Source organism: Isoptericola jiangsuensis (assembly GCF_002563715.1).
Taxonomy (GTDB): domain Bacteria; phylum Actinomycetota; class Actinomycetes; order Actinomycetales; family Cellulomonadaceae; genus Isoptericola; species Isoptericola jiangsuensis.
This window is the reverse complement of record NZ_PDJJ01000001.1, coordinates 2,051,144-2,077,350: the sequence shown is the minus strand read 5'-3', so window position 1 is coordinate 2,077,350 and position 26,207 is coordinate 2,051,144. Positions and strand designations below refer to the sequence as shown.

At 75.8% G+C, this 26,207-nt stretch carries 26 protein-coding genes; 10 read left to right on the top strand and 16 right to left on the bottom strand.

Annotated features, from left to right (window positions below; genetic code table 11):
* The first annotated feature begins 102 nt into the window (after window positions 1–102).
* Window positions 103–1,215 (top strand): alanine dehydrogenase, encoded by a 1,113-nt coding sequence (gene ald / locus ATJ88_RS09390; RefSeq protein ID WP_098463606.1) that lies wholly within the window; start codon window positions 103–105, stop codon window positions 1,213–1,215.
* Window positions 1,216–1,393: 178 nt separating this feature from the next.
* Here ald and ATJ88_RS09385 read toward each other — a convergent pair whose 3' ends face one another.
* The 4 genes from ATJ88_RS09385 to ATJ88_RS09370 form a co-directional block, all read right to left on the bottom strand.
* Complete coding sequence (locus tag ATJ88_RS09385; protein ID WP_098463605.1) at window positions 1,394–1,675, bottom strand: hypothetical protein; 282 nt, start codon at window positions 1,673–1,675, stop codon at window positions 1,394–1,396.
* A 140-nt stretch (window positions 1,676–1,815) separates the two neighbouring features.
* Window positions 1,816–2,838, bottom strand: a complete 1,023-nt coding sequence (gene galE / locus ATJ88_RS09380; protein ID WP_098463604.1) for a UDP-glucose 4-epimerase GalE — start codon at window positions 2,836–2,838, stop codon at window positions 1,816–1,818.
* 66 nt (window positions 2,839–2,904) lie between these two features.
* On the bottom strand, window positions 2,905–3,525 hold the full coding sequence (locus ATJ88_RS09375; protein ID WP_098463603.1) for an FMN reductase: 621 nt from the start codon (window positions 3,523–3,525) through the stop codon (window positions 2,905–2,907).
* Window positions 3,522–4,682 carry an LLM class flavin-dependent oxidoreductase gene (locus ATJ88_RS09370; protein WP_098463602.1) on the bottom strand — a complete coding sequence of 387 codons (1,161 nt, stop codon included), beginning with the start codon at window positions 4,680–4,682 and terminating at the stop codon, window positions 3,522–3,524. Before ATJ88_RS09370 ends, ATJ88_RS09375 begins: the two co-directional genes overlap by 4 nt.
* Window positions 4,683–5,003: 321 nt before the next feature.
* Here ATJ88_RS09370 and ATJ88_RS09365 point away from each other — a divergent pair, with 321 nt between their 5' ends.
* Entirely contained in the window at window positions 5,004–5,348 is a 345-nt protein-coding gene (locus ATJ88_RS09365; protein ID WP_068204838.1) for an RNA polymerase-binding protein RbpA, read from the top strand.
* A gap of 145 nt (window positions 5,349–5,493) precedes the next feature.
* On the opposite strand, the gene ATJ88_RS09360 is transcribed toward ATJ88_RS09365, so the two are convergent.
* From ATJ88_RS09360 to ATJ88_RS09315, 10 genes are all read right to left on the bottom strand, one after another.
* Window positions 5,494–6,252 carry a polyprenol monophosphomannose synthase gene (locus tag ATJ88_RS09360; RefSeq protein ID WP_098463601.1) on the bottom strand — a complete coding sequence of 253 codons (759 nt, stop codon included), beginning with the start codon at window positions 6,250–6,252 and terminating at the stop codon, window positions 5,494–5,496.
* Window positions 6,249–8,078, bottom strand: a complete 1,830-nt coding sequence (gene lnt, locus ATJ88_RS09355) for an apolipoprotein N-acyltransferase (protein WP_098463600.1) — start codon at window positions 8,076–8,078, stop codon at window positions 6,249–6,251. Before lnt ends, ATJ88_RS09360 begins: the two co-directional genes overlap by 4 nt.
* A 1-nt stretch (window position 8,079) precedes the next feature.
* Window positions 8,080–9,726, bottom strand: coding sequence for an amidohydrolase (locus ATJ88_RS09350; protein WP_098463599.1), 1,647 nt, complete (start codon window positions 9,724–9,726; stop codon window positions 8,080–8,082).
* 73 nt (window positions 9,727–9,799) lie between these two features.
* The gene (locus ATJ88_RS09345) at window positions 9,800–12,637 is read right to left on the bottom strand and encodes a DEAD/DEAH box helicase (protein WP_098463598.1); all 2,838 of its coding nucleotides are present in this window, start codon (window positions 12,635–12,637) and stop codon (window positions 9,800–9,802) included.
* Between the two features lie 9 nt (window positions 12,638–12,646).
* Window positions 12,647–13,702: a diacylglycerol/lipid kinase family protein gene (locus ATJ88_RS09340; protein ID WP_098465238.1), complete on the bottom strand. Its 1,056-nt coding sequence runs from the start codon at window positions 13,700–13,702 to the stop codon at window positions 12,647–12,649.
* A 19-nt stretch (window positions 13,703–13,721) separates the two neighbouring features.
* Window positions 13,722–14,495 (bottom strand): twin-arginine translocase subunit TatC, encoded by a 774-nt coding sequence (tatC, locus tag ATJ88_RS09335; RefSeq protein ID WP_245852290.1) that lies wholly within the window; start codon window positions 14,493–14,495, stop codon window positions 13,722–13,724.
* A gap of 11 nt (window positions 14,496–14,506) precedes the next feature.
* A complete protein-coding gene (gene tatA / locus ATJ88_RS09330) occupies window positions 14,507–14,812 on the bottom strand; it encodes a Sec-independent protein translocase subunit TatA (RefSeq protein WP_098465236.1) in 306 nt (101 codons plus the stop codon).
* 117 nt (window positions 14,813–14,929) lie between these two features.
* Window positions 14,930–15,292 (bottom strand): hypothetical protein, encoded by a 363-nt coding sequence (locus ATJ88_RS09325; RefSeq protein ID WP_141538644.1) that lies wholly within the window; start codon window positions 15,290–15,292, stop codon window positions 14,930–14,932.
* 10 nt (window positions 15,293–15,302) lie between these two features.
* Complete coding sequence (locus ATJ88_RS09320; protein WP_098463596.1) at window positions 15,303–16,277, bottom strand: helix-turn-helix transcriptional regulator; 975 nt, start codon at window positions 16,275–16,277, stop codon at window positions 15,303–15,305.
* Complete coding sequence (locus ATJ88_RS09315; protein ID WP_098465235.1) at window positions 16,270–17,307, bottom strand: helix-turn-helix transcriptional regulator; 1,038 nt, start codon at window positions 17,305–17,307, stop codon at window positions 16,270–16,272. The genes ATJ88_RS09320 and ATJ88_RS09315 overlap by 8 nt, the downstream gene beginning before the upstream one ends.
* A 34-nt stretch (window positions 17,308–17,341) precedes the next feature.
* Here ATJ88_RS09315 and ATJ88_RS09310 point away from each other — a divergent pair, with 34 nt between their 5' ends.
* Genes ATJ88_RS09310 through ATJ88_RS09280 form a run of 7 tightly spaced genes read left to right on the top strand, consistent with a single transcriptional unit; the run spans window position 17,342 to window position 23,311 of the window.
* Window positions 17,342–18,526 carry a DUF3866 family protein gene (locus ATJ88_RS09310; protein WP_245852287.1) on the top strand — a complete coding sequence of 395 codons (1,185 nt, stop codon included), beginning with the start codon at window positions 17,342–17,344 and terminating at the stop codon, window positions 18,524–18,526.
* Window positions 18,523–19,221 carry a DUF4129 domain-containing protein gene (locus tag ATJ88_RS09305; protein WP_098463595.1) on the top strand — a complete coding sequence of 233 codons (699 nt, stop codon included), beginning with the start codon at window positions 18,523–18,525 and terminating at the stop codon, window positions 19,219–19,221. The genes ATJ88_RS09310 and ATJ88_RS09305 overlap by 4 nt, the downstream gene beginning before the upstream one ends.
* The gene (locus ATJ88_RS09300; RefSeq protein WP_098463594.1) at window positions 19,218–19,703 is read left to right on the top strand and encodes a hypothetical protein; all 486 of its coding nucleotides are present in this window, start codon (window positions 19,218–19,220) and stop codon (window positions 19,701–19,703) included. Before ATJ88_RS09305 ends, ATJ88_RS09300 begins: the two co-directional genes overlap by 4 nt.
* Window positions 19,700–20,686, top strand: a complete 987-nt coding sequence (locus ATJ88_RS09295) for an AAA family ATPase (RefSeq protein WP_098463593.1) — start codon at window positions 19,700–19,702, stop codon at window positions 20,684–20,686. The genes ATJ88_RS09300 and ATJ88_RS09295 overlap by 4 nt, the downstream gene beginning before the upstream one ends.
* The gene (locus tag ATJ88_RS09290) at window positions 20,683–22,077 is read left to right on the top strand and encodes a DUF58 domain-containing protein (protein WP_098463592.1); all 1,395 of its coding nucleotides are present in this window, start codon (window positions 20,683–20,685) and stop codon (window positions 22,075–22,077) included. Before ATJ88_RS09295 ends, ATJ88_RS09290 begins: the two co-directional genes overlap by 4 nt.
* Window positions 22,074–22,634: a hypothetical protein gene (locus ATJ88_RS09285; protein WP_098463591.1), complete on the top strand. Its 561-nt coding sequence runs from the start codon at window positions 22,074–22,076 to the stop codon at window positions 22,632–22,634. Before ATJ88_RS09290 ends, ATJ88_RS09285 begins: the two co-directional genes overlap by 4 nt.
* The gene (locus tag ATJ88_RS09280) at window positions 22,631–23,311 is read left to right on the top strand and encodes a GNAT family N-acetyltransferase (protein WP_098463590.1); all 681 of its coding nucleotides are present in this window, start codon (window positions 22,631–22,633) and stop codon (window positions 23,309–23,311) included. The genes ATJ88_RS09285 and ATJ88_RS09280 overlap by 4 nt, the downstream gene beginning before the upstream one ends.
* A 61-nt stretch (window positions 23,312–23,372) precedes the next feature.
* Here ATJ88_RS09280 and ATJ88_RS09275 read toward each other — a convergent pair whose 3' ends face one another.
* Window positions 23,373–24,056: a site-specific integrase gene (locus tag ATJ88_RS09275; protein ID WP_141538643.1), complete on the bottom strand. Its 684-nt coding sequence runs from the start codon at window positions 24,054–24,056 to the stop codon at window positions 23,373–23,375.
* A 71-nt stretch (window positions 24,057–24,127) separates the two neighbouring features.
* Between ATJ88_RS09275 and ATJ88_RS09270 the strand changes: the two genes are divergently transcribed.
* Window positions 24,128–24,817, top strand: coding sequence for an IMPACT family protein (locus tag ATJ88_RS09270; RefSeq protein WP_098463589.1), 690 nt, complete (start codon window positions 24,128–24,130; stop codon window positions 24,815–24,817).
* Here ATJ88_RS09270 and ATJ88_RS09265 read toward each other — a convergent pair.
* Complete coding sequence (locus ATJ88_RS09265) at window positions 24,795–26,201, bottom strand: UTP--glucose-1-phosphate uridylyltransferase (protein ID WP_098463588.1); 1,407 nt, start codon at window positions 26,199–26,201, stop codon at window positions 24,795–24,797. The two genes, ATJ88_RS09270 and ATJ88_RS09265, sit on opposite strands and share 23 nt — an antisense overlap.
* Between the last annotated feature and the right edge of the window lie 6 nt (window positions 26,202–26,207).

Sequence of the window (26,207 nt, the reverse complement as noted above, 5' to 3'; positions counted from 1 at the left end):
GCGTCGATCTGCCGAACAGGTGCCTCACACTGGTGGTGATCGCGGTCACACCCCGACCGTTGGAGCCTGCTCGCACACCGAGCCCGACCTGAAGGCGGACCCATGGACGTCTCCGTCCCCACCGAAGTCAAGAACCACGAGGGCCGGGTGGCGATCACCCCGGCCGGCGTGCACGAGCTCACCGTGCGCGGGCACCGCGTGCACGTCCAGGCCGGGGCCGGGCTCGGCGCCGGGATCAGCGACGACGACTTCGTCGCCGCGGGGGCGCGCCTCACCCCGGACGCCGCCACCACCTGGGACGCCGGGGAGCTCGTGCTCAAGGTCAAGGAGCCGGTCGCGTCCGAGTACGGGCACCTGCGCGAGGGGCAGACCCTGTTCACCTACCTGCACCTGGCCGCGGACAAGGCGCTCGCCGAGGAGCTGCTGGCCCGCCGGGTCACGGCGATCGCCTACGAGACGGTGCAGACGGCCTCGGGCGCACTGCCGCTGCTCGCCCCCATGTCGGAGGTCGCGGGGCGCCTGGCCACGCAGGTCGGGGCCGCCACCCTGCAGAACGCCGCCGGGGGGCGCGGGGTGCTGCTCGGCGGGGTGCCGGGCGTCGCCGCGGGGCACGTCGTGGTGATCGGTGCCGGGGTGTCCGGCATGAACGCGGCGCGCGTCGCCGCGGGCATGGGTGCCCGCGTCACCCTGCTCGACCGGAACGTCGACGTGCTGCGCGCCGCGGACCGGGAGCTGGGCGGGCGGGTGCAGACCCTCGCCTCGAACCGGCTGACCGTCACCGAGGCGGTGCTCGAGGCCGACCTCGTCGTCGGTGCCGTGCTCGTGCCGGGCGCGAAGGCGCCGGTGCTGGTGAGCAACGAGCTGGTCGCCGCGATGCGCCCCGGGTCGGTGCTGGTCGACGTCGCGATCGACCAGGGCGGCTGCTTCGAGGACTCCCACGCCACCACCCACGACCGTCCCACCTACCGGGTGCACGACACCGTCTTCTACTGCGTGGCGAACATGCCCGGCGCGGTGGCGCGGACGTCGACGTACGCGCTGACGAACGTCACCCTGCCGTACGCGGTGGCGCTCGCGGACGCCGGGTGGCGCGAGGCGTCGCGCGGTGACGCGGCGCTCGCGGCGGGGCTGAACACGCACGACGGCCAGGTGGTGCACCCGGCGGTCGCGGGCGCGCTGTCGCTGCGTCACGTGGGGCTCGACGAGGTGCTGTGACCGGACGCCTGGCGTGCCGGCCCGGTGCGACGCCGCCGCGTCGCGTCATCGTGCGGGGCGCTGCCGGGCCGTGGCGCGACGATGCCCTGCGACCCCGGTGGGTCGCAGGGCATCGGTGCGCGGACCGGTCGACTTGTCGTCGCGAGCGTTCGTGCGTCGGCCGTGCGTCGAGGGGCCGTCAGCGGTCGGTGCGTCCGAGCGCGCGGCCGACGGCGCGCACGAGGCCGGAGGTGTCCACGACGCCGCGGCGGTAGGCGGCCACGACGCTCCCGACGGCGGTGGCGACGCCACCGTGGCCGAGGTCGGCGCGCCACACGGGGCGGTCGAACACCGCGGTGCGCACGGCGGGGCCGCGCACGAGCCGGCCGGCGAGGTGGCCGGGTTCGGCGGGGCGCAGCGTCGAGGTGCGGTAGCGGGCACCCGGGTCCCAGCGAGGGGCGGGGTGTGCGGCGTCGGACATGGGCACATCCTCGCGCCGCGCGACGTCGCACGCAAGACCGGGGCGGCACCGACGGGTGGACGTCCGGGCAGGTCAGGGCGCCGCGTCCGGGTGGGCGCGTCCGCCCCGGCCGCGAGCGCGGGCCGGGGCGGACGGCACGGTCAGGCGTCGGGGAAGCCCTGGGGGTTGGCCTGCTGCCAGCGCCACGTGTCGGCGCACATGTCGTCGATCGTCTTGACGGCCTGCCAGCCGAGCTCGGTCTGGGCGCGGGTGGGGTCGGCCCAGAAGGCGGGCAGGTCGCCGGCGCGGCGCGGGCCGACCTCGTAGGGCAGCTCGCGTCCGACGGCGCGCTCGAACGCCTGGATCATCGCGAGCACGGACGTGCCGGTGCCGGTGCCGAGGTTGAACGCGCGCACCGGGGCGACCATGTCGTCGAGGTGCTCCAGGGCGGCGACGTGCCCGGCGGCGAGGTCCTCGACGTGCAGGTAGTCGCGCTCGCACGTGCCGTCGGCGGTCGGGTAGTCGTCGCCGAACACGGTGAGCTTGTCGCGGCGCCCGACGGCGACCTGCGCGATGAACGGCATGAGGTTGTTGGGGATGCCCTGCGGGTCCTCGCCGATCTGGCCGGAGGGGTGCGCGCCGACGGGGTTGAAGTAGCGCAGCAGCGCGACGCGCAGGCGCGGGTCGGCGGCGGCGACGTCGGTCATGATCCGCTCGATCATCACCTTGGTCTGCCCGTACGGCGAGGAGGACGACAGGTGCTCGTAGTCCTCGGTGTACGGCACGGGGGCGTGCTCGCCGTAGACGGTCGCCGAGGAGGAGAACACGAGGCGGTGGACGTCGTGGCGGCGCATCGCCTCCAGCAGGGAGAGCGTGGAGTCGAGGTTGTTGCGGTAGTAGTCCAGCGGCTTGGCCACGGACTCCCCCACGGCCTTGTAGCCCGCGAAGTGGACGACGGCGTCGATCCGCTCCTGCGCGAAGAGCCGCTCGGTCTTGCCGGCGTCGGTGAGGTCGATGGCGTGCACGGGCACGTGCACGCCGGACAGCGCCTCGAGACGGCCCACGACGGTGGGCTTGGAGTTGGAGTAGTCGTCGACCACGACGACGTCGTGCCCCGCTGCGACGAGCGAGAGCACGGTGTGGGACCCGATGTAACCGGCACCGCCGGAGACCAGTACGCGCATAGGAGTCAGCCTATCGACGTCGCGGGCCTGCGTCGGTGCCGGTCACGGGGACCGTGGCCGACCGGCTCAGCTCCCGCCGAGCAGGTCGGTGAAGTCGGGCGTCGCGGCGAACGGGTCGACCGGGCCGGTGCGCCGCGAGCGCCCCACCGCCACGGCGAGCTCGCGCCCGCCCCGGTCGATGCGGCGGGTGAGCGCCCCGGCGGTCTCCGGGTCGCCCGCCCAGTCGTCGGTGGCGGCGAACACGCTGGTGGTGACGACGTCGGCGTGCAGGTAGGTGAGCAGGGGCCGCAGGGAGTACTCCAGCGCCAGGGAGTGACGCGGGGTGCCGCCGGTGGCGCCGAGCAGCACCGGCATGCCGGTGAGGACCTCGGTGTCGAGGATGTCGAGGAACGACTTGAACAGCCCCGAGTAGGTGGTGGTGAACAGCGGGGTCACCAGGATCAGCCCGTCGGCGCGGGCGATCGTCTCCAGGGCGGCGGCGAGGTCGCCGGACGGGAACCCGGTGAGCATGGCGTCGACGATCGCGTGGGCGTGCTCGCGCAGCTCCACGACCTCGACCTGCACGGTGTACCCCTCGAGCTCGAGGGCGTCGCGGGTGGCGGCGGTGAGGCGGTCGGCGAGCAGGCGGGTCGAGGACGGCTGGGACAGCCCGGCGGCGACGACCACGAGGGTGCGGGTGGCGTTCATCGGACCTCCTCCTCGGCACGACGGCCGGTGACGTCGTCGCTGCCGTCGCCGACGTGGGTGGCGCCGGTGCGGCCGGCGGCCCGGGCGGCGGCGACGCGCTCGGCGTGGGTGGGCGGGTTCAGCGGGACGTCGTCGGCGGGGCGCTTGGCCTCGACGATGGTGCGCAGGGCGGGCACGATCTCGCCGGCGAGGAGGTCGATCTGCTCCAGGACGGTCTTGAGGGGCAGCCCGGCGTGGTCGACGAGGAACATCTGGCGCTGGTAGTAGCCGACCTCGTCGACGAACGCGCCGTAGCGGTCGATGACCTGCTGCGGGGACCCGACGGTCAGGGGCGTCTGGGCGGAGAAGTCCTCCAGGGACGGGCCGTGGCCGTAGACGGGGGCGACGTCGAAGTAGGGGCGGAACTCACGGACGGCGTCCTGGGAGTTCTTGCGGACGAACACCTGCCCGCCGAGCCCGACGACGGCCTGGTCGGCGCGACCGTGCCCGTAGTGCTCGTAGCGCTGGCGGTAGAACCGCACCATCTGCCGGGTGTGGTGCATCGGCCAGAAGATGTTGTTGTGCAGGAACCCGTCGCCGTAGTAGGCGGCCTGCTCGGCGATCTCCGGGGAGCGGATGGAGCCGTGCCACACGAACGGCGGCACGCCGTCCAGGGGGCGGGGGGTGGCGGTGAAGCCCTGCAGGGGGGTGCGGAACTTGCCCTCCCAGTCCACGACGTCCTCGGTCCACAGCCGGCGCAGCAACGCGTAGTTCTCGATGGCGAGCGGGATGCCGTTGCGGATGTCCTGGCCGAACCAGGGGTAGACGGGCCCGGTGTTGCCGCGGCCCATCATGAGGTCCATGCGGCCACCGGAGATCACCTGGAGCATCGCGTACTCCTCGGCGAGGCGCACGGGGTCGTTGGTGGTGATGAGCGTGGTCGCCGTCGACAGCGTGATGTTCTTGGTCACGCCGGCGAGGTAGCCGAGCATCGTCGTCGGGCTGGAGGCGACGAACGGGGGGTTGTGGTGCTCCCCCGTGGCGAAGACGTCCAGACCGGCCTCGTCCGCGTGGCGGGCGATGGTCAGCATCGCCCGGACACGTTCGGTGTCGTCGGGCGTGTGCCCCGTCGTCGGGTCGGTCGTGACGTCGGAGACGGAGAAGATGCCGAACTGCACGGCGGGCTCCCTTCCTGAAGGTCCATGCGTTTGCATGTACCCGCCCCAACCAGGAGGCATCCCCCATTGTTCCCGACCCGCGGGCCGCCGCAGCGCGACGCCGTGACCGGGCCGGGTGACCTCACCCACAACCACCCCCTGCGGGGCCCCTCCGACTTGCGTCCGGACGCGGGCCCGGCGACCCTGGTCCCGACCACGGCGTCCCGGCACCCCGGGACGCCGGTACGCTTCACCGGACCTTCACGCCCGCACGGAACAACCGTCGTCGGCAGCGCGTTGGCACCCAAGGCCCCCCCAACCCCTCGACCAGTGGAGGACGACATGCCCGACCGCTCCCTGCGTGGCATGAGCATCGGCAGCAAGAGCATGGAGTCCGACGAGGGCGTGGACTTCGCCCCGCGGTTCCAGGCGCACTACGACTGCCCCAACGGCCACACCATCATCCTGCCGTTCTCCACCGAGGCCGAGGTGCCCCCGCTGTGGGAGTGCCAGTGCGGTGGCGAGGCGCTCCTGCGCGACGCCGAGCGTCCCGAGGCCAAGCCCACCAAGCCGCAGCGCACCCACTGGGACATGCTGCTCGAGCGCCGCACCGTCTCCGAGCTCGAGGAGCTCCTCGACGAGCGCCTGGAGCTGCTGCGCGCCGGCAAGCTCCGCCGCTCCGCCTGAGCCGGTGGCGGAACCGCAGGCTCGGGCGGCACTCGCCCTGCCTGAGCCGGAGGTGACGCGGTAGCGGAACCGTCCGTACCGACGACGAAGGGCGCCGCTCCCCCACGGGAGCGGCGCCCTTCGTCGTGCCCGGGACCGCCCCGGGTCAGGCGCGCGTGGTGACGGTGCGGCGCTCGCGGCCGCGCAGCTGCGCCCACCGGTGCGCGGCACCCCAGCCGGTGACCTTGGTGAGCGCCTCGACGACGATCGAGCGGGACATCTTCGACACCCCGGCGGTGCGCTCGACGAACGTGATCGGCACCTCCGCGACGGTGCCGCCGCCGCGCAGCACCCGCCACGTCATGTCGACCTGGAAGCAGTAGCCGTGGGACTCCACCGACGGCAGGTCGAGGCCGCGCAGCGTGGCGGCGCGGAACGCCCGGTAGCCGCCGGTGGCGTCCTTGACGCCGATGCCGAGCGCGAGGCGCACGTACGTGTTGCCGCCCCGCGACAGGACCATGCGGTGCCACGGCCAGTTGACGACCTGCCCGCCGGGCACCCACCGTGACCCGATGACGAGCGCGGGCTGGTCGGCGGCGGCGGACCGCTCCAGCAGGCGGGGCAGCTCCTCGGGCCGGTGGGAGCCGTCGGCGTCCATCTCGCACAGGACGTCGTAGCCGCGCTCGAGGCCCCACGCGAACCCGGCGACGTACGCGGCGCCGAGCCCGCCCTTGCCGCGACGGTGCAGCACGTGCACGGCCGGGTCGGTCGCGGCGGCCTCGTCGGCCCACTGCCCGGTGCCGTCCGGGGACGCGTCGTCCACGACGAGCACGTCGGCGTCCGGCACGGCGGCGCGAAGCCTCCCGAGGGTCACCGGCAGGGACTCCCGCTCGTCGTACGTCGGGATGATCACCAGGGTCCTCACGCGTCCTCCTCGAGGCGTCGGCTCCGCAGTCCAGAGGCGAACCCTGCCACGACCAGCGCCGCCGCCGCCACTCCCGCCAGCCAGCCGGGCCAGTAGCCGGCCCGCACGGCGGGGGTGAGGGTGGTGCGCAGCGGGAGCTCGGCGACGATCTCGTCCGCGGTGAACAGGTCGGTGCTTGCCACGAGGGTGCCGTCGGGGGCGACGACGCCCGAGACCCCGACGGTGGAGACCTGCACGGCGGCGCGCCCGGTCGTCATCGCCTGCATGCGCGTCATCTGCAGCTGCTGCGTCGACTCCGCGGAGTACCCGAAGGAGGCGTTGTTCGTGGGCACGACGAGGACCTGGGCGCCGCGCTGCACGGCGTCGCGCACGATCTCGTCGTACGCGACCTCGAAGCAGATGACGGTCGCCATCGGGACGGCGGGGCCGTCGGCGCGGGGCAGGTCGATCACGGCCGGCTCGGTGCCGGGCAGCATGTCGTTGGTGACGCGGTCGACCTCGGCGGAGAAGATCCGCACGAACGACCGCAGGGGGATGTACTCCCCGAACGGTGCGGGGTGCTGCTTGGCGTACCGGCCGGTGACACCCTCGCCCGCCTGCCACAGCAGGGACACGTTGTACCGGCCTCCCGTGGCGGGGAACTCCTGCGCCCCGACGAGGATCGGCGCGCCGACGGCCTCGGCGGCGTCGTCGAGGGCCGTCGCGACCTCCGGGACCTCCTGCGGGTCGAGGTCGGAGCCGTTCTCCGGCCACAGCACGACGTCGAGGTCCGCGTCGCGCTGCGCGAGCGCGTACGTGCCCTCCAGGTGGTTGTTCAGCACCTCGGCGCGGTTCGCGAACGACCCGAGCCCCGGCTCGGCCACGTTGCCCTGCACGGCCCCGACGCGCAGCACCGGTCCCGGTCCCTCGTGGGTCGCGACGTCCGCGTCGACGGTGCGGGTGTCGAGGTCGGCGGTGGCGACCGGTGCGGCCGGGTCGTCGCCCGCGGGCAGCGGCAGCAGCGCGGGGAACAGCGCGGCCACCGCCGCGACGGCGACGAGCACGCCGGCGCTCACCCCGTGCGTGGCGGAGCCCTTGGCACCCGGACCGGTGGCGGCCGCGTCCGCCGGGTCGCCGTGCGCGTCCTGCGCGCCGCGCCGCCGGGCGGTCACGGCGGCGATGACCCGGGCGACGGCCAGGGCAAGCAGGACGCCGACGAACGCCACGAGGAACGTCACCAGGGTGGTGCCGCCGAGCCACGCCGCGCGCCCCGTGGGGGCGTCGACCATCGCCCACGCGAGGCGTCCCCACGGGAACCCGCCGAAGGGCATCTCCGAGCGCCACTGCTCGACCGCGACGAAGACCAGCGCGAACGCCGCCGCGTGGGCGACGGGCCCGCCGATCCGGCGTGCCCGCGACGCGCCGGGCCGGGCCGGGCGCAGCAGCGGCAGCCGCCGCACCCCCGTCCACAGCACGCCGAACCCCGCGAGGAACAGCGCCTCCATCACGGACAGCGCCACCCACGGCACGGTGTCCGTGGCGATGTTCGCCCACCAGATGTGCGGGAACCAGAACGTCAGCCCGGCCGCGAGCCCCACGAGCAGGTTCCGGCCCGCGGCCCGTGGCCCCTCGCCCTGCAGCGCCGCCCAGAGCAGCCCGACCCCGACGAACGCGGCCGGCCACCAGCCTGCGTCGGGGAACGCCGCCCACAGGCAGGCGCCCGCCGCGACGGCCAGCAGCAGGCTCACGCCCCGCGACGGGCCGGACCGTGCACGGCGCGGGCGGGGCGCACCGGCGGGGCGGGACGGGGCGGGGCGGGCGCTCGTGGCGCCGTCGGCGGCGGCCACGTCAGTCGAGCTCGTCGAACGTCACGACGCCGTCGCGCACGGTGCGCAGGCACCGCGGGGCGGGGGCGTCGTCGGCGAGGTCCGGCAGGAGGGGCTGCCCGGCCGCGGCCTCGGGGTTCCACTGCGACAGCCGTCCGGGGGCGGCCTGCACGGTGAGGTGCTCGGCCCGCCAGACCGCCAGGTGGGCGGGCGCGCCGACCCGCAGCTCGCCCGCGCCGGTGTGGTCGAGCCCGGCCAGGCGCCAGCCGCCGCGCGAGTGCGCGCGGAACGCGGACCGGGCGCTGATGCGCTGGGTGGGGTCGGCGTGCCCGACGGCGGCCCGCACCGCCTGCCACGGGTCGAGCGGGGTGGTCGGGGAGTCCGACCCGAACGCCAGCGGCACGCCGGCGCCCGCCAGGTCGGCGAACGGGGACAGGTTGGCGGCGCGCGGGCCGCCGAGCCGGGCGGCGTACATGCCGTCCGGGCCGCCCCAGGTGGAGTCGTAGGCGGGCTGGATGGACAGCGCGATCCCGTGCAGCAGCAGGGTGGCCAGCGCGGCCGCGTCCACGAACAGGGCACCTTCGACGCGGTGGTGCCCGGCCCGCAACGGTCCGGTGCCCGACGCCTCGGAGGCCAGGTCCAGGGCGCGCGTCAGCTCGTCCATGGCGCGGTCGCCCAGGACGTGGAAGCCGCCCTGCAGGCCGGCGGACTGGCTGGCGAGCAGGTGCGCGGCGATCTGCTCGGCGGTGAGCGCCAGGGCGCCGGACGCGTCGGTGGAGCCGGGCCCGTGCGGCAGGTCGGCGTACGGGCTGCGCAGCGCGGCGGTGCGGTCGGCCAGGGTGCCGTCGACGGCGAGGTCCCCGGCGATCCCGGTGAGGAACGGCAGCTCGGCGCGCAGCGCGGCGGCCTGCTCGGGCGTGGTGCACAGCTCGGCGCGGTAGGCCACGACGTGCGGCAGGGTCGGGTCCGCGGTGGTGAGGCGCACCAGGTCGGCGAGCCCGGCCCGGGTGTCCAGCGCGGGGGTGGACATCTCGTGCACGGACACCACGCCGCGCGCGGCGGCGTGCCGCAGCGCCGCGGTGGTGGCGCGCTCGCGCAGGCCCGGGTCGAGGGCGGGCAGGTACGCGCGCAGCCGCTCGTGCGTCGCGCGGTCCACCACGCCGTCCCCGTCGGGTCCGCCCGTCCACGCGGGGTCGCGGTCGAGGCCGCAGCGGGCCGCCAGCGACGTCGACACGACGGCGCCGCCGTCGGTCGTGGCCGCCAGGGTGGGGCGCCCGCCCGTGGCGGCGTCGAGGTCGGCCAGGGCGGGCCGCAGCGCCGGGTCGACCCCGGCCACGAGCAGGACGCGCGTCCCGGCCGGGTCGGCGGCCTCCAGCGCCCGCGCCGCGTCGGCGAGGAGCCCGAGGACGGCGGCCGGGTCGGCGGCGGCCGCGGCGTCCACCGACTCCAGGGCGAGGCCCGTGGCCAGGACGTGCACGTGCGCGTCGACGAACCCGGGGGTGACGAGGGCGCCGCCGAGGTCGACCACCTCGTCGGCCCGCGCGGCGAGCCCCGTGGCGGTGTCCTGCGCACCCAGCCAGGTGACCACGCCGTCGTCGACGAGGATCGCCTCGGCGAACGGGTCCGCGGACGAGTGGACGACACCGTTGTGGTAAAGCGTGGAGGTCACGGCCGAAAGCCTAGAGCACCACGCGACCGGCTCCGGCGCCGCCGGGACACCTCACCCGGGGCGGCGGGGCACGTCACACCACCGAGTGCGCCACGACGCCGCGCAGCACGGCGTCCTGCGCGGCGCGCGCCGCCGCCCGCACGGCCGGGCGGGGTGCCGCCGAGGCGAGCTGGTCGAGGACGTCCACGACCTGCTTGCACCACCGCACGAAGTCGCCCGCGGCGACGTCCGTGCCGCGCAGCACCGTCTCCAGGCTGCGTCCCGACGCCCACCGGTGCACCGGCGCCACCAGGCCCGCGTCCAGGGGGCCGGTCACCTCCAGGCCGTGCGCGGACTCCAGGTCCTGCAGCCGCGCCCACACGTCCGCCGTGGCGTCCACCGCCCGGGCGAGGCGACCCTCCGGCCCGCCCGGCACGTGCACCGACCCCTCCTCGCGGCGCGAGGCGTACACCACCGCCGACACCGCCGCGGCGAGCTCGGCCGGGTTGAGGGAGTCCCACACGCCCAGGCGCAGGCACTCGGCCAGCAGCAGGTCGTCCTCCGCGTACAGCCGCCCCAGCCGCCGCCCGGCGTCGGTCACGTGCACGACGCGGTCGCGCCGCTCCAGGTAGCCCAGCTCGCCCAGCACGTCGCACGTGCGGTCGAACACCCGCGCGATCGACCCGGTGCGCCCGTGGATGCGCTGCACCAGCTTGTCGTGCTCGCGCGCGAGGGTGTCGGCGCGCTGCGCCCACCGCGCGTGGTCCTCCCGGTCCGGGCAGCCGTGGCACGGGTGCGCCCGCAGCGCCGCCCGCAGCCGCGCCAGCTCCCGGTCCGTCGCCGCGTCCGCGCCGTGCCGGCGTCCGCCGCCGCGCCCCTCCCCGGCGCCCGCGCTCGCCCCCAGCGCCGCCCGCATCGACGACGCCAGATCCCGCCGCGAGTCCGGCTTGCGCGGGTTGAACGCCTTCGGGATCCGCACCCGCGCCACCGACCGCACCCCGTCCGGCACGTCCGCCAGGGTCAGCTTCTTGACCTGCCGCTCCTGGGTCAGCACCGTCGGACGCGGCCCGTCGAACCCGCCCTCGTGCGTCCCGGGGTCCAGCACCACGACGTAGCCGCGCCGCCGACCCGACGGCACCTCCACCACGTCACCGCGCCGCAGCCCCGACAACGACGCCACCGCGTCCGCGCGCCGCGCACCCTGCGCCGCGCGCGACAGCTCCTTCTCCCGGTCGGAGATCTGCCGGCGCAACCCCGCGTACTGCGCGAAGTCGCCCCGGTCGCACGACATCGCCTCGCGGTACCCCTCCAGGGCCTCCGCGTGCGCCTGCGCCTGCTTGGCCAGCCCCACCACGCCACGGTCCGCCTGGAACTGCGCGAACGACGTCTCCAGGACCTCCCGCGCCCGCTCGGCGCCCACCTGACCCACCAGGTTGACCGCCATGTTGTACGTCGGGCGGAAGCTCGACCGCAGCGGGTACAGGCGCCGCGACGCCAGACCGGCCAGCGCCACCGGGTCCAGGCCCTCGTGGTCCACCACGACGGCGTGCCCCTCGACGTCGATCCCGCGACGCCCCGCCCGGCCCGTCAGCTGCGTGTACTCCCCCGGCGTGACCGGCTGGTGCGCGCTGCCGTCCCACTTGACCAGCTTCTCCAGCACCACCGACCGCGCCGGCATGTTGATGCCCAGCGCCAGGGTCTCCGTGGCGAACACGACCTTCACCAGACCGCGCGCGAACAGCTCCTCCACCGTCTCCTTGAACACCGGCAGCAGCCCCGCGTGGTGCGCCGCGATCCCCCGGGACAGCGCGTGCTGCCACTGCCAGAACCCGAGGACGTCGAGGTCCTCCGGCGGCACCGTGATCGTGCGCTCCTCGACGATCCGCCGGATCTGCGCCTCCTCCTCCGCGTCCGTCAGCCGCAGCCCCGCCCGCAGGCACTGCTCCACCGCACCCTCGCAGCCCGCGCGGGAGAAGATGAAGTAGATCGCCGGCAGCAGCGCCGCCTCGTCCAGCGACTCCACCACCGCGTGCCGGCGCGGCGTGCGCCGCTGCGCCACCGCACCGGACTCCGTGCGCCCGCCCTTGCCCCGGTACCCGCGGTCGCCCTTGCCGCGTCCCGGACCGCGACCGCCGCCCGAGCGGGCGTGCGTGCGGAACACCCGCGCCAGGTCCGGGTCGATCGGCGGGTTCGGCCCCGGGTCGGTCGGGTCCACGTGCCCGGCGTACAGGTCGAACATGCGCGGCGCGCCCCGCTGCTCCGGCGACGACGTCACCACGTGCTGCCACAGCGGCACCGGGCGGCGCTCGCTGACCACGACGACGGTGTCGCCGCGCACGGTGGCGAGCCAGTCGCCGAACTCCTCGGCGTTGGACACGGTCGCGGACAGGGACACGAGCTGCACGTGGTCGGGCAGGTGGATGATCACCTCTTCCCAGACGGGCCCGCGGAACCGGTCGGCGAGGTAGTGCACCTCGTCCATGACGACGAACGCGAGGCCCTCCAGCGCGGTGGAGCCGGAGTACAGCATGTTGCGCAGCACCTCGGTGGTCATGACGACCACGGACGCGTCGGAGTTGATGGCGGTGTCCCCGGTGAGGAGGCCGACGTTCTCGGCGCCGTGGCGGCGCACGAGGTCGTGGTACTTCTGGTTGCTGAGCGCCTTGATGGGCGTGGTGTAGAACGCCTTGCCGCCGCCGGTGAGGGCCAGGTGCACGGCGAACTCCCCGACGACGGTCTTGCCGGCGCCCGTGGGCGCGGCGACCAGGACCCCGCGACCCGCCTCGAGGGCGGCGCAGGCGTCGGCCTGGAAGTCGTCGAGCTCGAAGTCGAGCAGGGTGCGGAACCGGCCGAGCTCCCCGGCGTCGGCCTTGGCCCGGGTGGTGCGGGCCTTCGCGGCGGCGTAGCGCTCGGCGGGAGTGGGTTCGGCCATGGCGTCAGCCTACGGCGCGGCGGCGACGCTCCCGGACGGCGCACCGGGGGTGGCCAGCAGGAGCACCGCGGCGGGCACGGCCCGCGCGGTGACGGGCAGCGGACCCAGCGCCTCCCCGTCGCCGTGGGCGAGCGGCAGGTCCGCGGCGGCGTGGTGGCCTGTGGCGCGCGGGCCCGGGACGTCCGGGCCGGGACCGGCGGCGGCGATGGTGACGGCGCGGGCCCGTACGACGTGCACGTCGCGGCGGCGCACGTGCCGGCCGGAGAACATCGACGGGAAGATGGTGGCGGCGGCCGCCCGGGTCAGGACGGGCGCCACGACGACGTCGAGGAGGCCGTCGTCGGTGCGCGCGTCGGGGGCGACGCGGATGCCGCCGCCGATGCGGTGGATGTTCGCGGCGGTGACCAGCGCGGCGCGGCCGCGCCAGCGGGCGGTGTCGTCCGGGCCGGGGGCCAGGGGCAGGTCGCCGGCGGCGACGACCCCGGTGAAGGTGAGGTCGTACGCCCAGGCGCGGAACCCGGCGATCTCCGCGAGCGCGGACAACGCGTACCGGGCCGGCACACGGGCGGGCAGGGTGTTGGCGCGCTGGTTGACGGCGGCGTCCAGGCCCGCCGAGACGGCACCGGCGACCCAGCGGCCGCCGGCGGGGCCGGTGACGGAGATCGCGTCGACGGGGCGGACGTGGCCGGTGGCCAGGGCGGCCAGGAGTCCCTCGACGGCGGTCTCGGCGTGGCGCACGGGCAGCCGGTGCGCGGCCGCGAAGTCGTTGCCGGTGCCCGCGGCCACGACGCCCAGGGGCACGCCGGTGCCGGCGACGGCCTGCACGCCGACGTGCACCATGCCGTCGCCGCCGACGACGACGAGGGCGTCCACGGCGCCGTCGCGGACGGCGGTCGTGGCGCGGGCGGTGGCGTCGACGGCGTCGCGGCCGGTGAGGTCGGTGACGTCGAGGCCCGCGGAGCGCAGCCGGGCGGCGACGAACCGGCCGGTGTCGAGGCCGCGCCCGCCGGCGGCCGTCGGGTTGACGGCGACCCCGACCCGGCGCCGGGCCGGGACGTCGTTCACCGGCGCCCCGGCGCGCCGGTCACTCGACGGGCGCGACACGGCGCCGGGCGGCACGCCGGTCGTGCAGGAGGCAGAGCCCCGTCGCGGCGAAGTAGAGCACGCAGATCGGGGCGGCCAGCCCGAACATCGTCATGACGTCCAGGGTGGGGGTGACCATCGCGGCGAAGACGAACGACACGAGGATCGCCCACCGCCAGCCCGCGAGCCACGTGCGTCCCGTCACGACGCCCATGAGGTTGAGCACCACCATGAACACGGGCACGAGGAACGCGATGCCGCACGCCAGGACGAGGCGCATGACGAAGGAGAGGTAGAGCTGCGCGCCGATGAGGTTCGCGTTGCCCTCGGGCACGAACGAGTTGAGGACCAGCACCACCGACGGCAGGACCAGCCACGCCATGACGACGCCCGCGAGGAACATCGGCACCGCCGCGGCGAGGAACCCGTACACGTACTTGCGCTCGGCGCGGGTCAGGCCCGGGTTGACGAACGCGAACACCTGGTAGAGCCACCACGGGCTCGACACGATGACGCCGAGGAACAGCGCGACCTTGAAGTGGATGTCGATCGCCGTGGCGACGCCGTCGAAGTTCAGGCCGATGAGCGCGCCGCGCTCCGCCGACGCCCGCGCCAGGGGCTCCACGAGCGCGTCCAGCAGCGGGTCGTAGACGATCCAGCCGAGGATCGCGCCCAGCAGGAGACCCAACGCGATGCGCACGACCCTCTTGCGGACCTCGACGAGGTGCTCGCGCAGCGGCATGCGCCCCTCGGGGTCCCGGGGGGTGCGGGGCATGGTGCGGCCTCTCAGCTGGTCGTGGACTCGGTGCCGCTCTGCGCGGAGCCGGCGTCGGCGGGCCGGGTCGGGGAGTCCGAGGTCGGGGCCGGCACGATCGGCGCGACCGGGGAGGTCGGGGCCGTGGTCGTCGTGGGGGCAGGCTGCGTCGGCGCGGCCTGGCCCTCGTCGTCGCGCAGGTCCTTGACCTCCTTCTTGAAGATCTTCAGCGAGGAGCCGACGCTCTTGGCGACGTCGGGCAGACGCTTCGCACCGAACAGCACGATGACCAGCACGATCAGCGCGACCAGGACGGCAGGGCTCTCGAGGATTCTCACGGCCTTCACTCCAGGCAGGTTCACGGCGCCCGAACGGGCACCTGCGGCCAGTGTAGGCCGGGTGCCGGGACGTCCGGAACACGCCCGGCCGACCCGTTCGCGGACGTCACCGCACGTTCACGTGCCGTTCCGCCGCGACGCCGTGCGACGCTCCAGCCAGGTCGACTCCCGCCACGAGAGCCACACCGGCTCCTGCCGGGCGCGCCGCTCCGCGACCCGTTGCCGGCGGGCCGTCCGCAGCGCCCGCACCCGGTCGCGCAGCACCGCACGGTCGTCGAACATCGTCGGGCCGGACGAGGCGCGCTGCTCCTGCGCGCGGGCCACCGCGTCGCCGATCCGCTCGGTGCCGTCGCCCAGCACCTGCGCCGACCGGGCGCCCTGCCGCAGCAGCCGCAGCCCCGCCGCGACCACGCCCCAGACCACCCAGCCCAGGAACCCGGCCGCGGCCACCGCCAGCAGCACCCACACCCATCCGTCCACGGACGCCAGCCTACGACTCGCCGTACGCCGCCAGCGCCGCCGACGCGGCGGCCGCCACGTCCCGCGCCACGTCCGGCGGGTCCACCGCGACCACGTGCGGCGCGTTCGTCAGCAGCAGCCGCGCCAGCCACGCCGGGTTCGTCACCCGCAGCCGCACCTCGAACGACCCGTCCGGCAGGTCCTGCACCGACTCCACCGGCACCTCCTCCGCGACCCAGCGCGCCGCGGACGCCAACCGCAGCGTCGCCACCCGCGGCGACCGGCTCGCCTCCGAGGCGACCTGCGCGAACACGTCCACCACCGCACCCTGCGGCGCGTGCGACAGACCCTCGTCCAGCACCTGCGCGCCCAGCACCCGGTCCAGGCGGAACGTGCGCCGCCCCGCCGCCCGGTGGCACCACCCCACCAGGTACGTCGCGTCCGACTGCGTCACCAGCTGCCACGGATCCACGTCCCGCACCGACGTCACGTCACCCGCGTCCACGTACCGCAGCCGCACACGCCGCCCGGCCCCCAGCGCCCGCGTCACCGCCGCCAGCACCTCCGGGTCGCCGTCGCCGCCGAGCCGCACGTCCAGCGCCGCCGCGGCCTCCCCCGTCGCCGCCGTCAGCTTCTCCAACGCCGACGCGACCACCGCCGCACGAGCCGGGTCCGCCACCACCGCGGGCGTCGTGCTCATCGCCCGCAACGCCGCCACCAGCGCCACCGCCTCCCGCGTCCCCAACCGCAGCGGCCGCGTCAGCCCCCGACCCTGCGTCAGGCTCACCAGACCCGCCTCCAACGAGTACGCGTCGAAGTCGATCAGGTCGTCCGGCATGTACCCCGGCGTCCCCGACACCCACAACGCGTCGATGTCCTGCCGGATCCGCTCCGGGGACACCCCGAACCGCTCCGCCAGCTCCTCCACCCGCACCGGCCCCGCACCGTCCAGGAACGCCACGATCCCCAGCAGCCGCACCAGCCGGTCGTCCGCCCGCTCAGCCATCAGAACCCTCCCGACCCCCACCGTCGACACCCGCGCGACCCGCCAGACCCGCCGCCGCGCGCAACCGCCGCAGCACCTCGTCCCGCAACCCGGGCGGACCACCCACCACCACCGCGTCCCCGTACCCCGCCACCTCGTCCGCCATCGCCCCCGACGACCGGAACGGCACGCACACCACGTCACGCCCCGCCCAGCCCCCCGGCACCACCACGTCACCCGGCACCGGCACCGCCCGCGCCCGCAACGCCGACGCCCGCTCCGGCAGCACCCCCAGCACCGCCACCCGCTCCACCCCCAGCCCCGCACCCAGGGCCGCGTCCACGTCCACCCCGTCCGGCACCACGAACGCCCCCGCCTCACCCTCCAACCGCACCCGACCGTCCACCCGCGACAACCGGAACACCCGCACCGCACCCCGGTCCAGGTCATGACCCACCACGTACCAGCCCCCGCCACGCGCCGCGATCCGCCACGGCTCCACCCGCCGCACCCGCACCTCGCCCGTGGACGCCGCCCGGTACCGGAACGTCACCCGCCGCCGCTGCGAGATCGCCTCCAGCAACGGCCCGTACGCGTCACCCGCCGCCCGCACCCGCGGCGCCAGACCCGCCACCGCGTCGTCCACCGCCGCACCACCACCCGCCGCCGCCAGCTTCGTCAACGCCCGCGACATGTCCGTCCGCAACGTCTTGTCCGACCACAGCTGCGCCGCCAGCGCCACCACACCCAGCTCCGCCGCCGTCAGGTCCACCGGACCCAACGCGTACGCCTCCGCGTCGATCCGGTACCCCACCTCGTCGCTGTGCCCGCCACCCTCCACCGTGACCACCGGCACGCCCAACGCCCGCAACGAGTCCTTGTCCCGCTCGAACATCCGCTCGAACGCCTCCGTCGAGGCCGCCTGGTCGTACCCGTGCACGCTCGCCCGCACCTGCTGCTTCGTCATCGACACCGACGTGTTCAGCAACGCGATGACAAGGTTCAACAACCGCTCGTCCGGACGCGTCGGCGCCCCCAGGTCCTCAACCATCGGCTCCACCGTAGTGCCCGGTACGCTTCCACGGGTGACGACAGGGCCGACGAACCACCCCCGCACCGCCGACCACCTCACCTGGCGCACCGGCACCGTCCGCGCCCGCGGACGCACCTGGACCGGCGCCCGCGAGCTCACCGTCACCCTCGACCAGGCGCTCGCGGACCGCGCCGCCGGCGACGACGTCCGCGCCCTGGCCTACACCGACCTCGTCGGGGACCCCGACGTCGGCGACCACCTCGCCCTCAACGTCTCCGCCCTCGCCCGCGGCCTCGGCACCGGCGGGTACGCCCTCGTCGTCGCCCCCGCCGACGCCGACGCCCTGCCCGCCGACCCGCCCCCCGGCCCCGGCCACCTCGTCAAGGCCCGCTACACCCCCCTGCAGGCCCTCGTCCTCGGCGTCGACGAGCAGGAGTCCGACCACCACGCCGCCCTGCGCGACGCCGACGACCTCGACGGGCTGCCCGTCGTCGTCGCCGACCTCCACTCCGCCCTGCCCGCCGTCGTCGCCGGCGCCCGCCACGCCGCCGCCCGCGCCGGCCGCCCCGCCCCGCGCATCGCCTACGTCATGACCGACGGCGGCGCCCTGCCCGCCGCGTTCTCCCGCACCGTCGCCGCGCTGCGCGACGCCCGCTGGATCGACACCACCATCACCGTCGGGCAGGCCTACGGCGGCGACCACGAGGCCGTCACCGTGCACACCGGCCTCCTCGCCGCCCGCCACGTCACCGGCGCCGACCTCGCCGTCGTCGCCCAAGGACCCGGCAACCTCGGCACCGGCACCCGCTGGGGCTTCTCCGGCGTCGCCGCGGGCGACGCCGTCAACGCGATCGCCACCCTCGGCGGACACGCGGTCGCCTCCCTGCGGGTGTCAGGAGCCGACCCCCGCGACCGCCACCTCGGCATCTCCCACCACTCCCTCACCGCCTACGGCCGCGTCGCCCTCGCCGGAGCCGACGTCGTCGTCCCCCGCCCCCACCCCGCCCTCGAGCAGCACCCCGCCTGGGGACCCGCCCTCACCGCCCGCATCGGCACCCAGGCCCGCACCCTTCCCGACCGCCACCACCTCGTCGACGCCCCCGCCGGCACCGACCTCCTCGACGCGCTCCGCGACACCCCCGTCACCCTCTCCACCATGGGCCGCCGCCTCGACGACGACCCCGCCGCCTTCGTCACCGCCGCCCTCGCCGGCAGCCACGCCCAGGACCTGCGGTGACCAGCCCGCGCGACCGCCTCACCCACCCGGCCGCGCTCCTGGGCCTGACCACCCTCGCCCTCGTCGGCGCCGCCACCGCCACCCCCTGGGACCTCCGCCTCCCCACCCTCGCCCTCGACCTGCGCCCCGACCTCGACACCCCCACCACCAGCCCCGCCCCCACCCCGTCGGCCGCACCCACCGAACCCACCCCGCCCGACGACACCCTCGTCACCCTCCTGCTCGTCCTCGCCGGGCTCGTCCTCGCCCTCCTGCTGTGGTGGGCCGGCCGCCGCCTCCTCACCGCCCTGCGCGACACCCCACCGAGCCCCCACGAGCCCGACCAGCTCGACCCCGGCCACGACCTCGCCACCACCCAGCCCGCCCTCACCGTCCCCGAGCTCACCGACGCCGTCACCCGCGCCCTCGCCCACCTCGACGACGCCACCACCCCCACCGACGGCGTCATCGCCGCCTGGGTCGCCCTCGAGGAAGCCGCCGCCCACGCCGGCACCACCCGCGACCCCGCCCAGACCACCACCGAGTTCACCACCGCCGTCCTCGCCACCACCCCCGCACCCGCCCCCCAGCTCACCACCCTGCGCACCCTCTATCAGCACGCCCGCTTCACCCACCACCCCGTCACCGACGACGACGTCACCACCGCACGCACCGCCCTGACCACCATCGCCCGCACCCTCGACGAGCACCCATGAGACGCCACCTCCCCTGGACCCTCGCCACCCTCACCGCCCTCCTGCTCGCCACCACCCGCACCCTCGACCCCACCCACGCCCTCCTCCTCCCCCTCACCGCCCTCACCGCCACCCACCTCTGGCGCCACCTCGACGACGGCGACCAGGCCACCTGGCCCGCACCCCCCGACGAGACCCGCCACGGCGCCCGCCACGACCTCTCCGACCTCGGCTGGGCCGCCTTCACCCGCGACGGCCGCGTCTCCGCCCGCGTCACCCGCCGCGTCCACGCCATCGCCACCCACCGCCTCGCCCACCACGGCATCGACCTCGACGACCCCACCCACCACCCCCGCGCCGCCCGACTCCTCGGCCCCGACGTCCTCGCCGGCCTCACCTCCCGCCGCCCACCCACCCCCCGCACCCTGCACCACTGGCTCGACGCGCTCGACGACCTCACCCCCCACACCCCCGACCCCACCCCCGGAAGGCCGCGCCGATGACCACCCCCCACCCCACCCCCCTGCCCGTACCCGACATCACCGCCCGCGCCCACGACGTCCTCGACGAGGTCTCCACCGCCGTCGTCGGCATGCGCGACACCCTCGAGCTGGCGCTCGCGGCGGTGCTGGCGGGCGGGCACGTGCTGTTCGAGGACGTGCCGGGGCTGGGCAAGACGCTGGCCGCGCGGTCGCTGGCGACGGCGCTGGGCCTCGACTTCGCCCGGCTGCAGTGCACGCCGGACCTGCTGCCGAGCGACGTCACGGGATCCAGCGTGTTCGACCCGGCGACGCGCGAGTTCGTGTTCCGGCCCGGGCCGGTGTTCACGGGGCTGTTCCTCGCCGACGAGATCAATCGGACGGCACCCAAGACGCAGTCGGCGCTGCTGGAGGCGATGGCGGAGCGGCAGGTGTCGTCCGAGGGCGTGACACGGTCCCTGCCGCGGCCCTTCCACGTGGTGGCGACGTCCAACCCCGTCGAGTACGAGGGCACGTACCCGCTGCCCGAGGCGCAGCTCGACCGGTTCATGGTGCGGCTCGCCGTCGGCTACCCGGACGCCGCGCAGGAGCTCCAGGTGCTGCTGCGCCGGGTGGAGCGACGCCAGGAGGCCGCCCCGGTGCGGGCCGTCGTGGACCCCGCCACCGTCCTGGCCATGCAGGCGGGGGTGGAGGCCGTGGACGTCGACCCCGACGTGGCGCGCTACTGCGTGGACCTGGCGGCCGCGACCCGCGGGCACGCCGCGCTCGAGGTCGGGGCGTCGCCCCGCGGGTCCCAGAACCTGCTGCTCCTGGGCCGGGCCGTGGCGGTCCTCGACGGCCGCGACCACGTGCTCCCCGAGGACGTCAAGCGCGTCGCGGTGCCGGTGCTGGCCCACCGGCTCACCCTGACGCCCACGGCCTGGGCGTCCGCCGTGCGACCCGAGGACGTCGTCACCGAGCTCCTGGCCACGGTGCCCGGTCCGGCCACGGTGGGGCACGGCCGGTGAGCTTCGGCACGACGGCCCGGGACGCCGCCCGCGACCGGGGTCTCCGGCAGCCGGACGAGCCGGTCTGGCGCCGGACCCCGGCCGGGGTCGGCGCGCTCGTCGTCGGCGCCGCCCTGCTCACGCTGGGGCTCCTGGCGGGACGGGCCGACGTCGCCCTGCTCGGCGTGCCCGTGCTGCTGTCCGCCGCGTGGACGGGCCGCCCGGGCGCCTGGACCGGCGGCACCGCGGACCGTGCCACCACGGCCACGTTGACCTCCGCGCCGACGGCCGAGCCCGGCCGGCTGGGCGCCGTCCTCACCGTCGACCCCCCGCCCGGGGCGGAGCTGGTGCAGGTGCGCGTCGCCGCCCCCGGGCACCGGCCTGCGGAGCTCGTCGTAGCGGCCCGACGCCGCGAGCTCACGCTGCACCTGTCGACCGTGCGCACCGGCCCGCAGCCGACGTTCGTCGCGGACGTCCGCGGGCACGGGCCCGGCGGCGCCACCGCGGAGGACCCCGTGCGGGCGGGCGCCCCCGACTCGCTCGTCCTGCCCGCCGCGATGCCGCTCGGCCGGGTGCCCCTGCCGCCCCGACTGCGCGGCCTCACCGGACCGCACACCTCGCGGCGGCTCGGGTCCGGCGACGAGCTGCGCGACATCCACCCGTTCGTGCCCGGCGACCGCCTGCGGCGCATCGACTGGCGCACCACCGCGCGCCGCTCCGCCGACCTCGACGAGCTGTACGTCCGCCGCACCCAGGCCACCGCCGAGGCCACCACCATGCTCGTGCTCGACTCCCGTGACGACGTCGGCCCCGACCTGCGCACCTGGCGGGGCAGCGGCCCGCGCCGCGTCGACGAGCCGACGTCGCTCGACCTCGCCCGGCACGCGGCGGCGTCCGTCGCCGGAGCCGTCGTCGACGCCGGGGACCGGGTCGGGCTGGAGGACCTCGGGCGTCGTCGGCGGCCGCTGCCCCCGGCGGCCGGTCGCCGCCACCTCCGTCGCGTGCTGCACGGCCTGGCCCTCGCCAGCCCGCTGGGCGACCCGTCGCGACGACTCCGCGCCCCGCGGCTGCCCGCCGACGCCGTCGTGTACCTGTTCTCGACGCTCCTCGACGACGAGGTGCTGCACGTCGTGCGAGCCTGGCGCGAGCAGGGGCACCGGGTGGTCGTGGTCGACACGCTCCCGCGCGTCCACCCCGTCGCGGAGGAGCACCTGCGCATCGCCTGGCGGGTCACGTCCATGGAACGTCGCGACCGCGTGGACCGGCTCGTGGCCGAGGGCGTCGTCGTCCTGCCGTGGGCCGGGGCCGACCGCAGTCGCGCGGCCGCCCGGCTCGAGGCCGTCGTGCGCGCCGACGAGCGGCACCACGCGGGACCGCCCGGCCGCCGTACCGCGACCGGAGGCGGACGATGAGCGTCACCGCGGAGATCCGCGCGTGGCGGGCGCGCCGCGCGGACCGTCCCCTGCCGGTCGTCGACGTCGCCCACGGGCCGGCGGTGCCCGGCGTCGTGCTCCGGCTGGCCGCGCTGGTCCCGCCGGCGCTGCTCGTCGTCGCCGCCGTCACTCGGGTGCCGTCCGGGGTGACCGGGCTCGTCGGCACGATCGGCGGGGTGCTGCTGCTGTGGCTCCTGGCACGGCCCGGGCGAGGACCTGCCCTGGCCGTGCTCTGCCTGACCGCGGCCGTGCTCCTGGGCTCGCCGGCTGCGCCGTTCGATCCCGCCGTCTGGTGGATGGCGCCGCTGGGTCACGCCACCCTGCGCGGTGCGTGGTGGGCCCAGGAGATCGGTGGGGCCGCACGGGTCGAGGTCGCGGCGCTCGCGCGGGCGACGGGGCGGGACCTCGTGGTGACGGCGGCTGCCCTCGTCGCCGGGGCCGTGGCCTCGTGGTTCGTCGGCGACGCGTCGCCCGTGCCGGTCGTCCTCGGTGGTGGGGCGCTGTTGGTGCTGGTGGTCGTTCTCCTGCGACGATGACCGCCATGACCGACCTGGAGATCCGTCCGTACCGTCCCGGCGACCGCGCGGCGGTGGCCGAGGTGTGCGTCCGCACCGCTGCCGGCGGCGGCGACGCGCGCGGCCTGTACTCGGACGACAGCCTCATGCCCGACGTGTACGCCCTGCCCTACGTGGACCACTCGCCCGACCTCGCTTTCGTCGTGGTCGAGCCCGGCGCCGCCGCGGACGACGACCCGCTGCGCGTCGACGACGGCCGGATGCTCGGCTACATCATCGCGGTGGCGGACACGGCCGGCTTCGCCGACTGGTGGGAGACGTCCTGGTCGCCGCTGTTCCGCGAGCGGCACCCGCAGGCGCGTCCGTCGTCGGGGCCGACGCCCGGGTACAGCGAGGCTGCGCTCGTGCGCGACGGCACCGACCCCGGCCGGATGGTCCGCGGCCTGCGCGGCGGCGAGCTCGAGACCCACCCGGCGCACCTGCACATCGACCTGGTGCCCGACGCGCAGGGTCGCGGCCTCGGCCGACGCCTCATGGACACGCTGCTCGGCGCGCTCGCCGAGCAGGGCGTGCCGGGCGTGCACCTCGGCTACGACCCGAAGAATGTCGCGGCCCGCGCGTTCTACGACCGGCTGGGGTTCTCCGAGCTGCCGTCGCACCGGGCCGAGGCTCCCCTGCTCGGCCTGGCGACCCGGTAGGGGCGCCGCGCGGTCGCGCACCGGGCGGTGACTGGGGCTTTGTCGGTGCTTGGCACACTATTTATTCTTGAGCATCGGATGACGCCGGCAGCACCTCGGCCACCTCCGTGCCCAGGTCGGGCACGCCCGCGTCGCACCAGGCCCGCCGCACCTGCTCGAACCGGGTGGGCAGCGGCGGCCTGGCCGCCCCGAACCGGGCGTTCGTGCGCAGCACGAAGCGTCGCCACGACAGCACCAGCCCCTGTCGGGTGATCGGCAGGCCCGAGGCCACCGTGGTCCCGTTGTCGTGCGTGTGGTGGACCGTGAGCAGCAGCGCGCGCGGCACCGAACCCTCCAGCTCGGCCGCGAGCTCCTCCCGCACCGTCATCCAGTGCCGCAGCACCACCAGGACGTCGGACGGCAGCCGGTGCCGACGCAGCGTGCGGTGCTTCCCGTGCCGCACGAGCACCCTGCCCTCGACCGAAGCCCGCTCCCCCGCCACCCGGCCCCGGCCGGCGGCGCCCGCCGGGCCGAGGTCGAGGTCCTCCACCCGCACCCGCAGTAGGTCCCCGTAGCGGGCCCCCGTCGCCCGGGTCAGGCCCGCGATCACCGCGAGCCGCACCGTCTCCGGCTTGCCGTCGGGTCGCAGCGCCTCGACGCCCAGGTGCCGCCACACCCACTCGGCCTCGTCGAGCCCGACGGTGGGACGCGGGTACCGGGCCGGAGCGCTCGTCGGTGCTTCGGGAAGGGCGTCGTCGCTGGTCATGGGGCCATCCTCCCGCTTGGCACACTTTTCTCCGTGACAAGCTGCCGGCGTGTCGCGGATAGCCTCGTCCCGTGACCACCGCACCGGCCCCGGACCCCGACCTCCCCTGCACGCTCGCCGAGGTCGTCACCCACGAGCTCGTCGTCAAGCGGTCACGGTTCCTCGCCCACCTGGAGCCCGTGCGGACGCCCGAGGAGGCGGACGACGTCGTCGCGCGCCTCCGCAAGCAGCACTGGGACGCCCGCCACCACTGCGTCGCCCTCGTGCTCGGCACCGACGCCGGCGTGCAGCGCTCCACCGACGACGGCGAGCCGTCGGGCACCGCGGGCGTGCCCATGCTCGAGGTCCTGCGGCACCGGCGCACCACCGACGTCGTCGCCGTGGTCACGCGCTGGTTCGGCGGCGTCCTGCTGGGCGCCGGCGGGCTCGTGCGGGCCTACTCCGGGTCGGTCGCGGCCGCCCTCGAGGAGGCGGAGCGGCAGGGGGTGGTGCTCGACCGGCGTCGCCTCGTCGAGGTGGCCCTCGACGTCCCGCACGCCGACGCCGGACGCGTCGAGAACGTCCTGCGGGACTGGGCCGCGCACCACGACGCCGTCGTCGAGGACACGCACTACGGCTCCTCGGCCCGTCTGCGGCTGCTCGTACCGCCGTCCGCCCTCGACCGCCTCCGCGACGACGTCGGCGCGGTGGGCGGCGGCGCGCTGCGCCCCGAGGTCGGGGCGCAGCGCGTGGTGGACGTCAGGCGATCCCGGACGCGGTGACCCTCGCACCGTCCGGCACGGTGCCCGCTCCCCCGTCGGGTGCGCCCAGTGCCGCGTCGCTCTCGGCGACGACGTCCGCGCCGAACGTCCAGTCGCCGTCGACCGTCAGGCCCGTGGCACCGCGCAGCGACGGCGGGCCGGCCGGGAAGCGCTCGTCGAACGCGCCGATCGTCTTGTACGTCTTCGACAGCCGCACCAGCGGCGCGGGGACCTGCGCCACGACGTGGTACTGGTCGGTGAGCTCGTAGACGTCGGAGCGCAGCAGGAGCAGGTCGTTCGTCGTCTTGACCGGCAGGAACCGCTCGCGGCCCACCTCGATGGCCGTCGCGCCCTCGAACACCGCCACGGCCGCACCCATCGCCGACTCGATCTGCACCACCTCGGGCGAGGAGGAGTCCGTCGGGTCGACCGTCTTGACGTTGCGGATCAGGGGCAGCTCCAGGACACCGCCGGTGCGCTCCAGCTCGGCGGCCAGGGCCTCCAGGTCGAACCACAGGTTGTTCGTGTGGAAGTAGCGGTGCCGCTCCGGGTCGAGCGAGACGTCCATGTCGTCCGGGTGGGTCTGCGCCGTCTCACGCTGGATGATGCGTCCGTCGGCCGTGCGCACCACCAGCTGGCCGCCCTTGACGTCGGCGGGCGTCTTGAGGCACATCTCGGCCGCGTACGGCGCGCCCGACGCGGCGAACCAGGCCGCGATCTCCGCGTCCGGGGCCGCGCCCAGGTTGTCGGAGTTCGACACGCTCGCGTACCGGAAGCCGGCGTCAAGGAGGGCGCGCACGACCCCGTGGGCGTGCAGCGCCGGGTAGAGGTCGCCGTGGCCCGGCGGGCACCACTCGAGCGTGGGGTCGTCCGGCCACTCCACCGGCTCCAGGGTGTCGGCACGCAGCTTCGGCTCGCGGTTCTGCAGGAAGTCCAGCGGCAGCCCGTCGACGGCGACGTCGTCGTACGGCGCCAGCGCCGCCAGGGTGTCGTCCTGCGTGCGGAACGAGTTCATGAGCACCAGCGGCAGCCGCGCGCCCGTCGCGGCCCGCGCCGCCCGCACCTGCCGCACGATGACGTCGAGGAACGTGAGGTCCTCGCCCTCGCTGGTGCGGCGCACGGTGAGCAGCGACTTGGCCTTGTCCATGCCCATCGACGTGCCGAGCCCGCCGTTGAGCTTGATGATCGCCGTGCGGGCCAGCGCCGCGGCCGCCTCGTCGGGGCCGATCGTCAGGTCGGCGTGCCGGGGCAGGTCCGTCAGGGGCTCCACGTCGGCCTCGCGCACGTAGCCGCTGACGTCCTCCTCCAGCAACCGGTAGAAGCGCGTGAAGACGTCCACCGCGGCGGGCACCACGCCCGCCGCCCGCATCTTGTCCTGGGCCAGCTCGAGTCCGCGATCGCTCATGCCCGC

Excerpts from the sequence above, each read along its gene's own strand:
- ATJ88_RS09315 (WP_098465235.1), bottom strand. The coding sequence starts at position 17,307 with ATGGTTGAGGACCTGGGGGCGCCGACGCGTCCGGACGAGCGGTTGTTG.
- ATJ88_RS09365 (WP_068204838.1), top strand. The coding sequence starts at position 5,004 with ATGCCCGACCGCTCCCTGCGTGGCATGAGCATCGGCAGCAAGAGCATG.
- ATJ88_RS09300 (WP_098463594.1), top strand. The coding sequence starts at position 19,218 with ATGAGACGCCACCTCCCCTGGACCCTCGCCACCCTCACCGCCCTCCTG.
- galE (WP_098463604.1), bottom strand. The coding sequence starts at position 2,838 with ATGCGCGTACTGGTCTCCGGCGGTGCCGGTTACATCGGGTCCCACACC.
- ATJ88_RS09375 (WP_098463603.1), bottom strand. The coding sequence starts at position 3,525 with ATGAACGCCACCCGCACCCTCGTGGTCGTCGCCGCCGGGCTGTCCCAG.
- ATJ88_RS09285 (WP_098463591.1), top strand. The coding sequence starts at position 22,074 with ATGAGCGTCACCGCGGAGATCCGCGCGTGGCGGGCGCGCCGCGCGGAC.
- tatC (WP_245852290.1), bottom strand. The coding sequence starts at position 14,495 with ATGCCCCGCACCCCCCGGGACCCCGAGGGGCGCATGCCGCTGCGCGAG.
- ATJ88_RS09385 (WP_098463605.1), bottom strand. The coding sequence starts at position 1,675 with ATGTCCGACGCCGCACACCCCGCCCCTCGCTGGGACCCGGGTGCCCGC.
- ald (WP_098463606.1), top strand. The coding sequence starts at position 103 with ATGGACGTCTCCGTCCCCACCGAAGTCAAGAACCACGAGGGCCGGGTG.
- ATJ88_RS09320 (WP_098463596.1), bottom strand. The coding sequence starts at position 16,277 with ATGGCTGAGCGGGCGGACGACCGGCTGGTGCGGCTGCTGGGGATCGTG.
- ATJ88_RS09280 (WP_098463590.1), top strand. The coding sequence starts at position 22,631 with ATGACCGCCATGACCGACCTGGAGATCCGTCCGTACCGTCCCGGCGAC.
- ATJ88_RS09275 (WP_141538643.1), bottom strand. The coding sequence starts at position 24,056 with ATGACCAGCGACGACGCCCTTCCCGAAGCACCGACGAGCGCTCCGGCC.
- ATJ88_RS09345 (WP_098463598.1), bottom strand. The coding sequence starts at position 12,637 with ATGGCCGAACCCACTCCCGCCGAGCGCTACGCCGCCGCGAAGGCCCGC.
- ATJ88_RS09265 (WP_098463588.1), bottom strand. The coding sequence starts at position 26,201 with ATGAGCGATCGCGGACTCGAGCTGGCCCAGGACAAGATGCGGGCGGCG.
- ATJ88_RS09295 (WP_098463593.1), top strand. The coding sequence starts at position 19,700 with ATGACCACCCCCCACCCCACCCCCCTGCCCGTACCCGACATCACCGCC.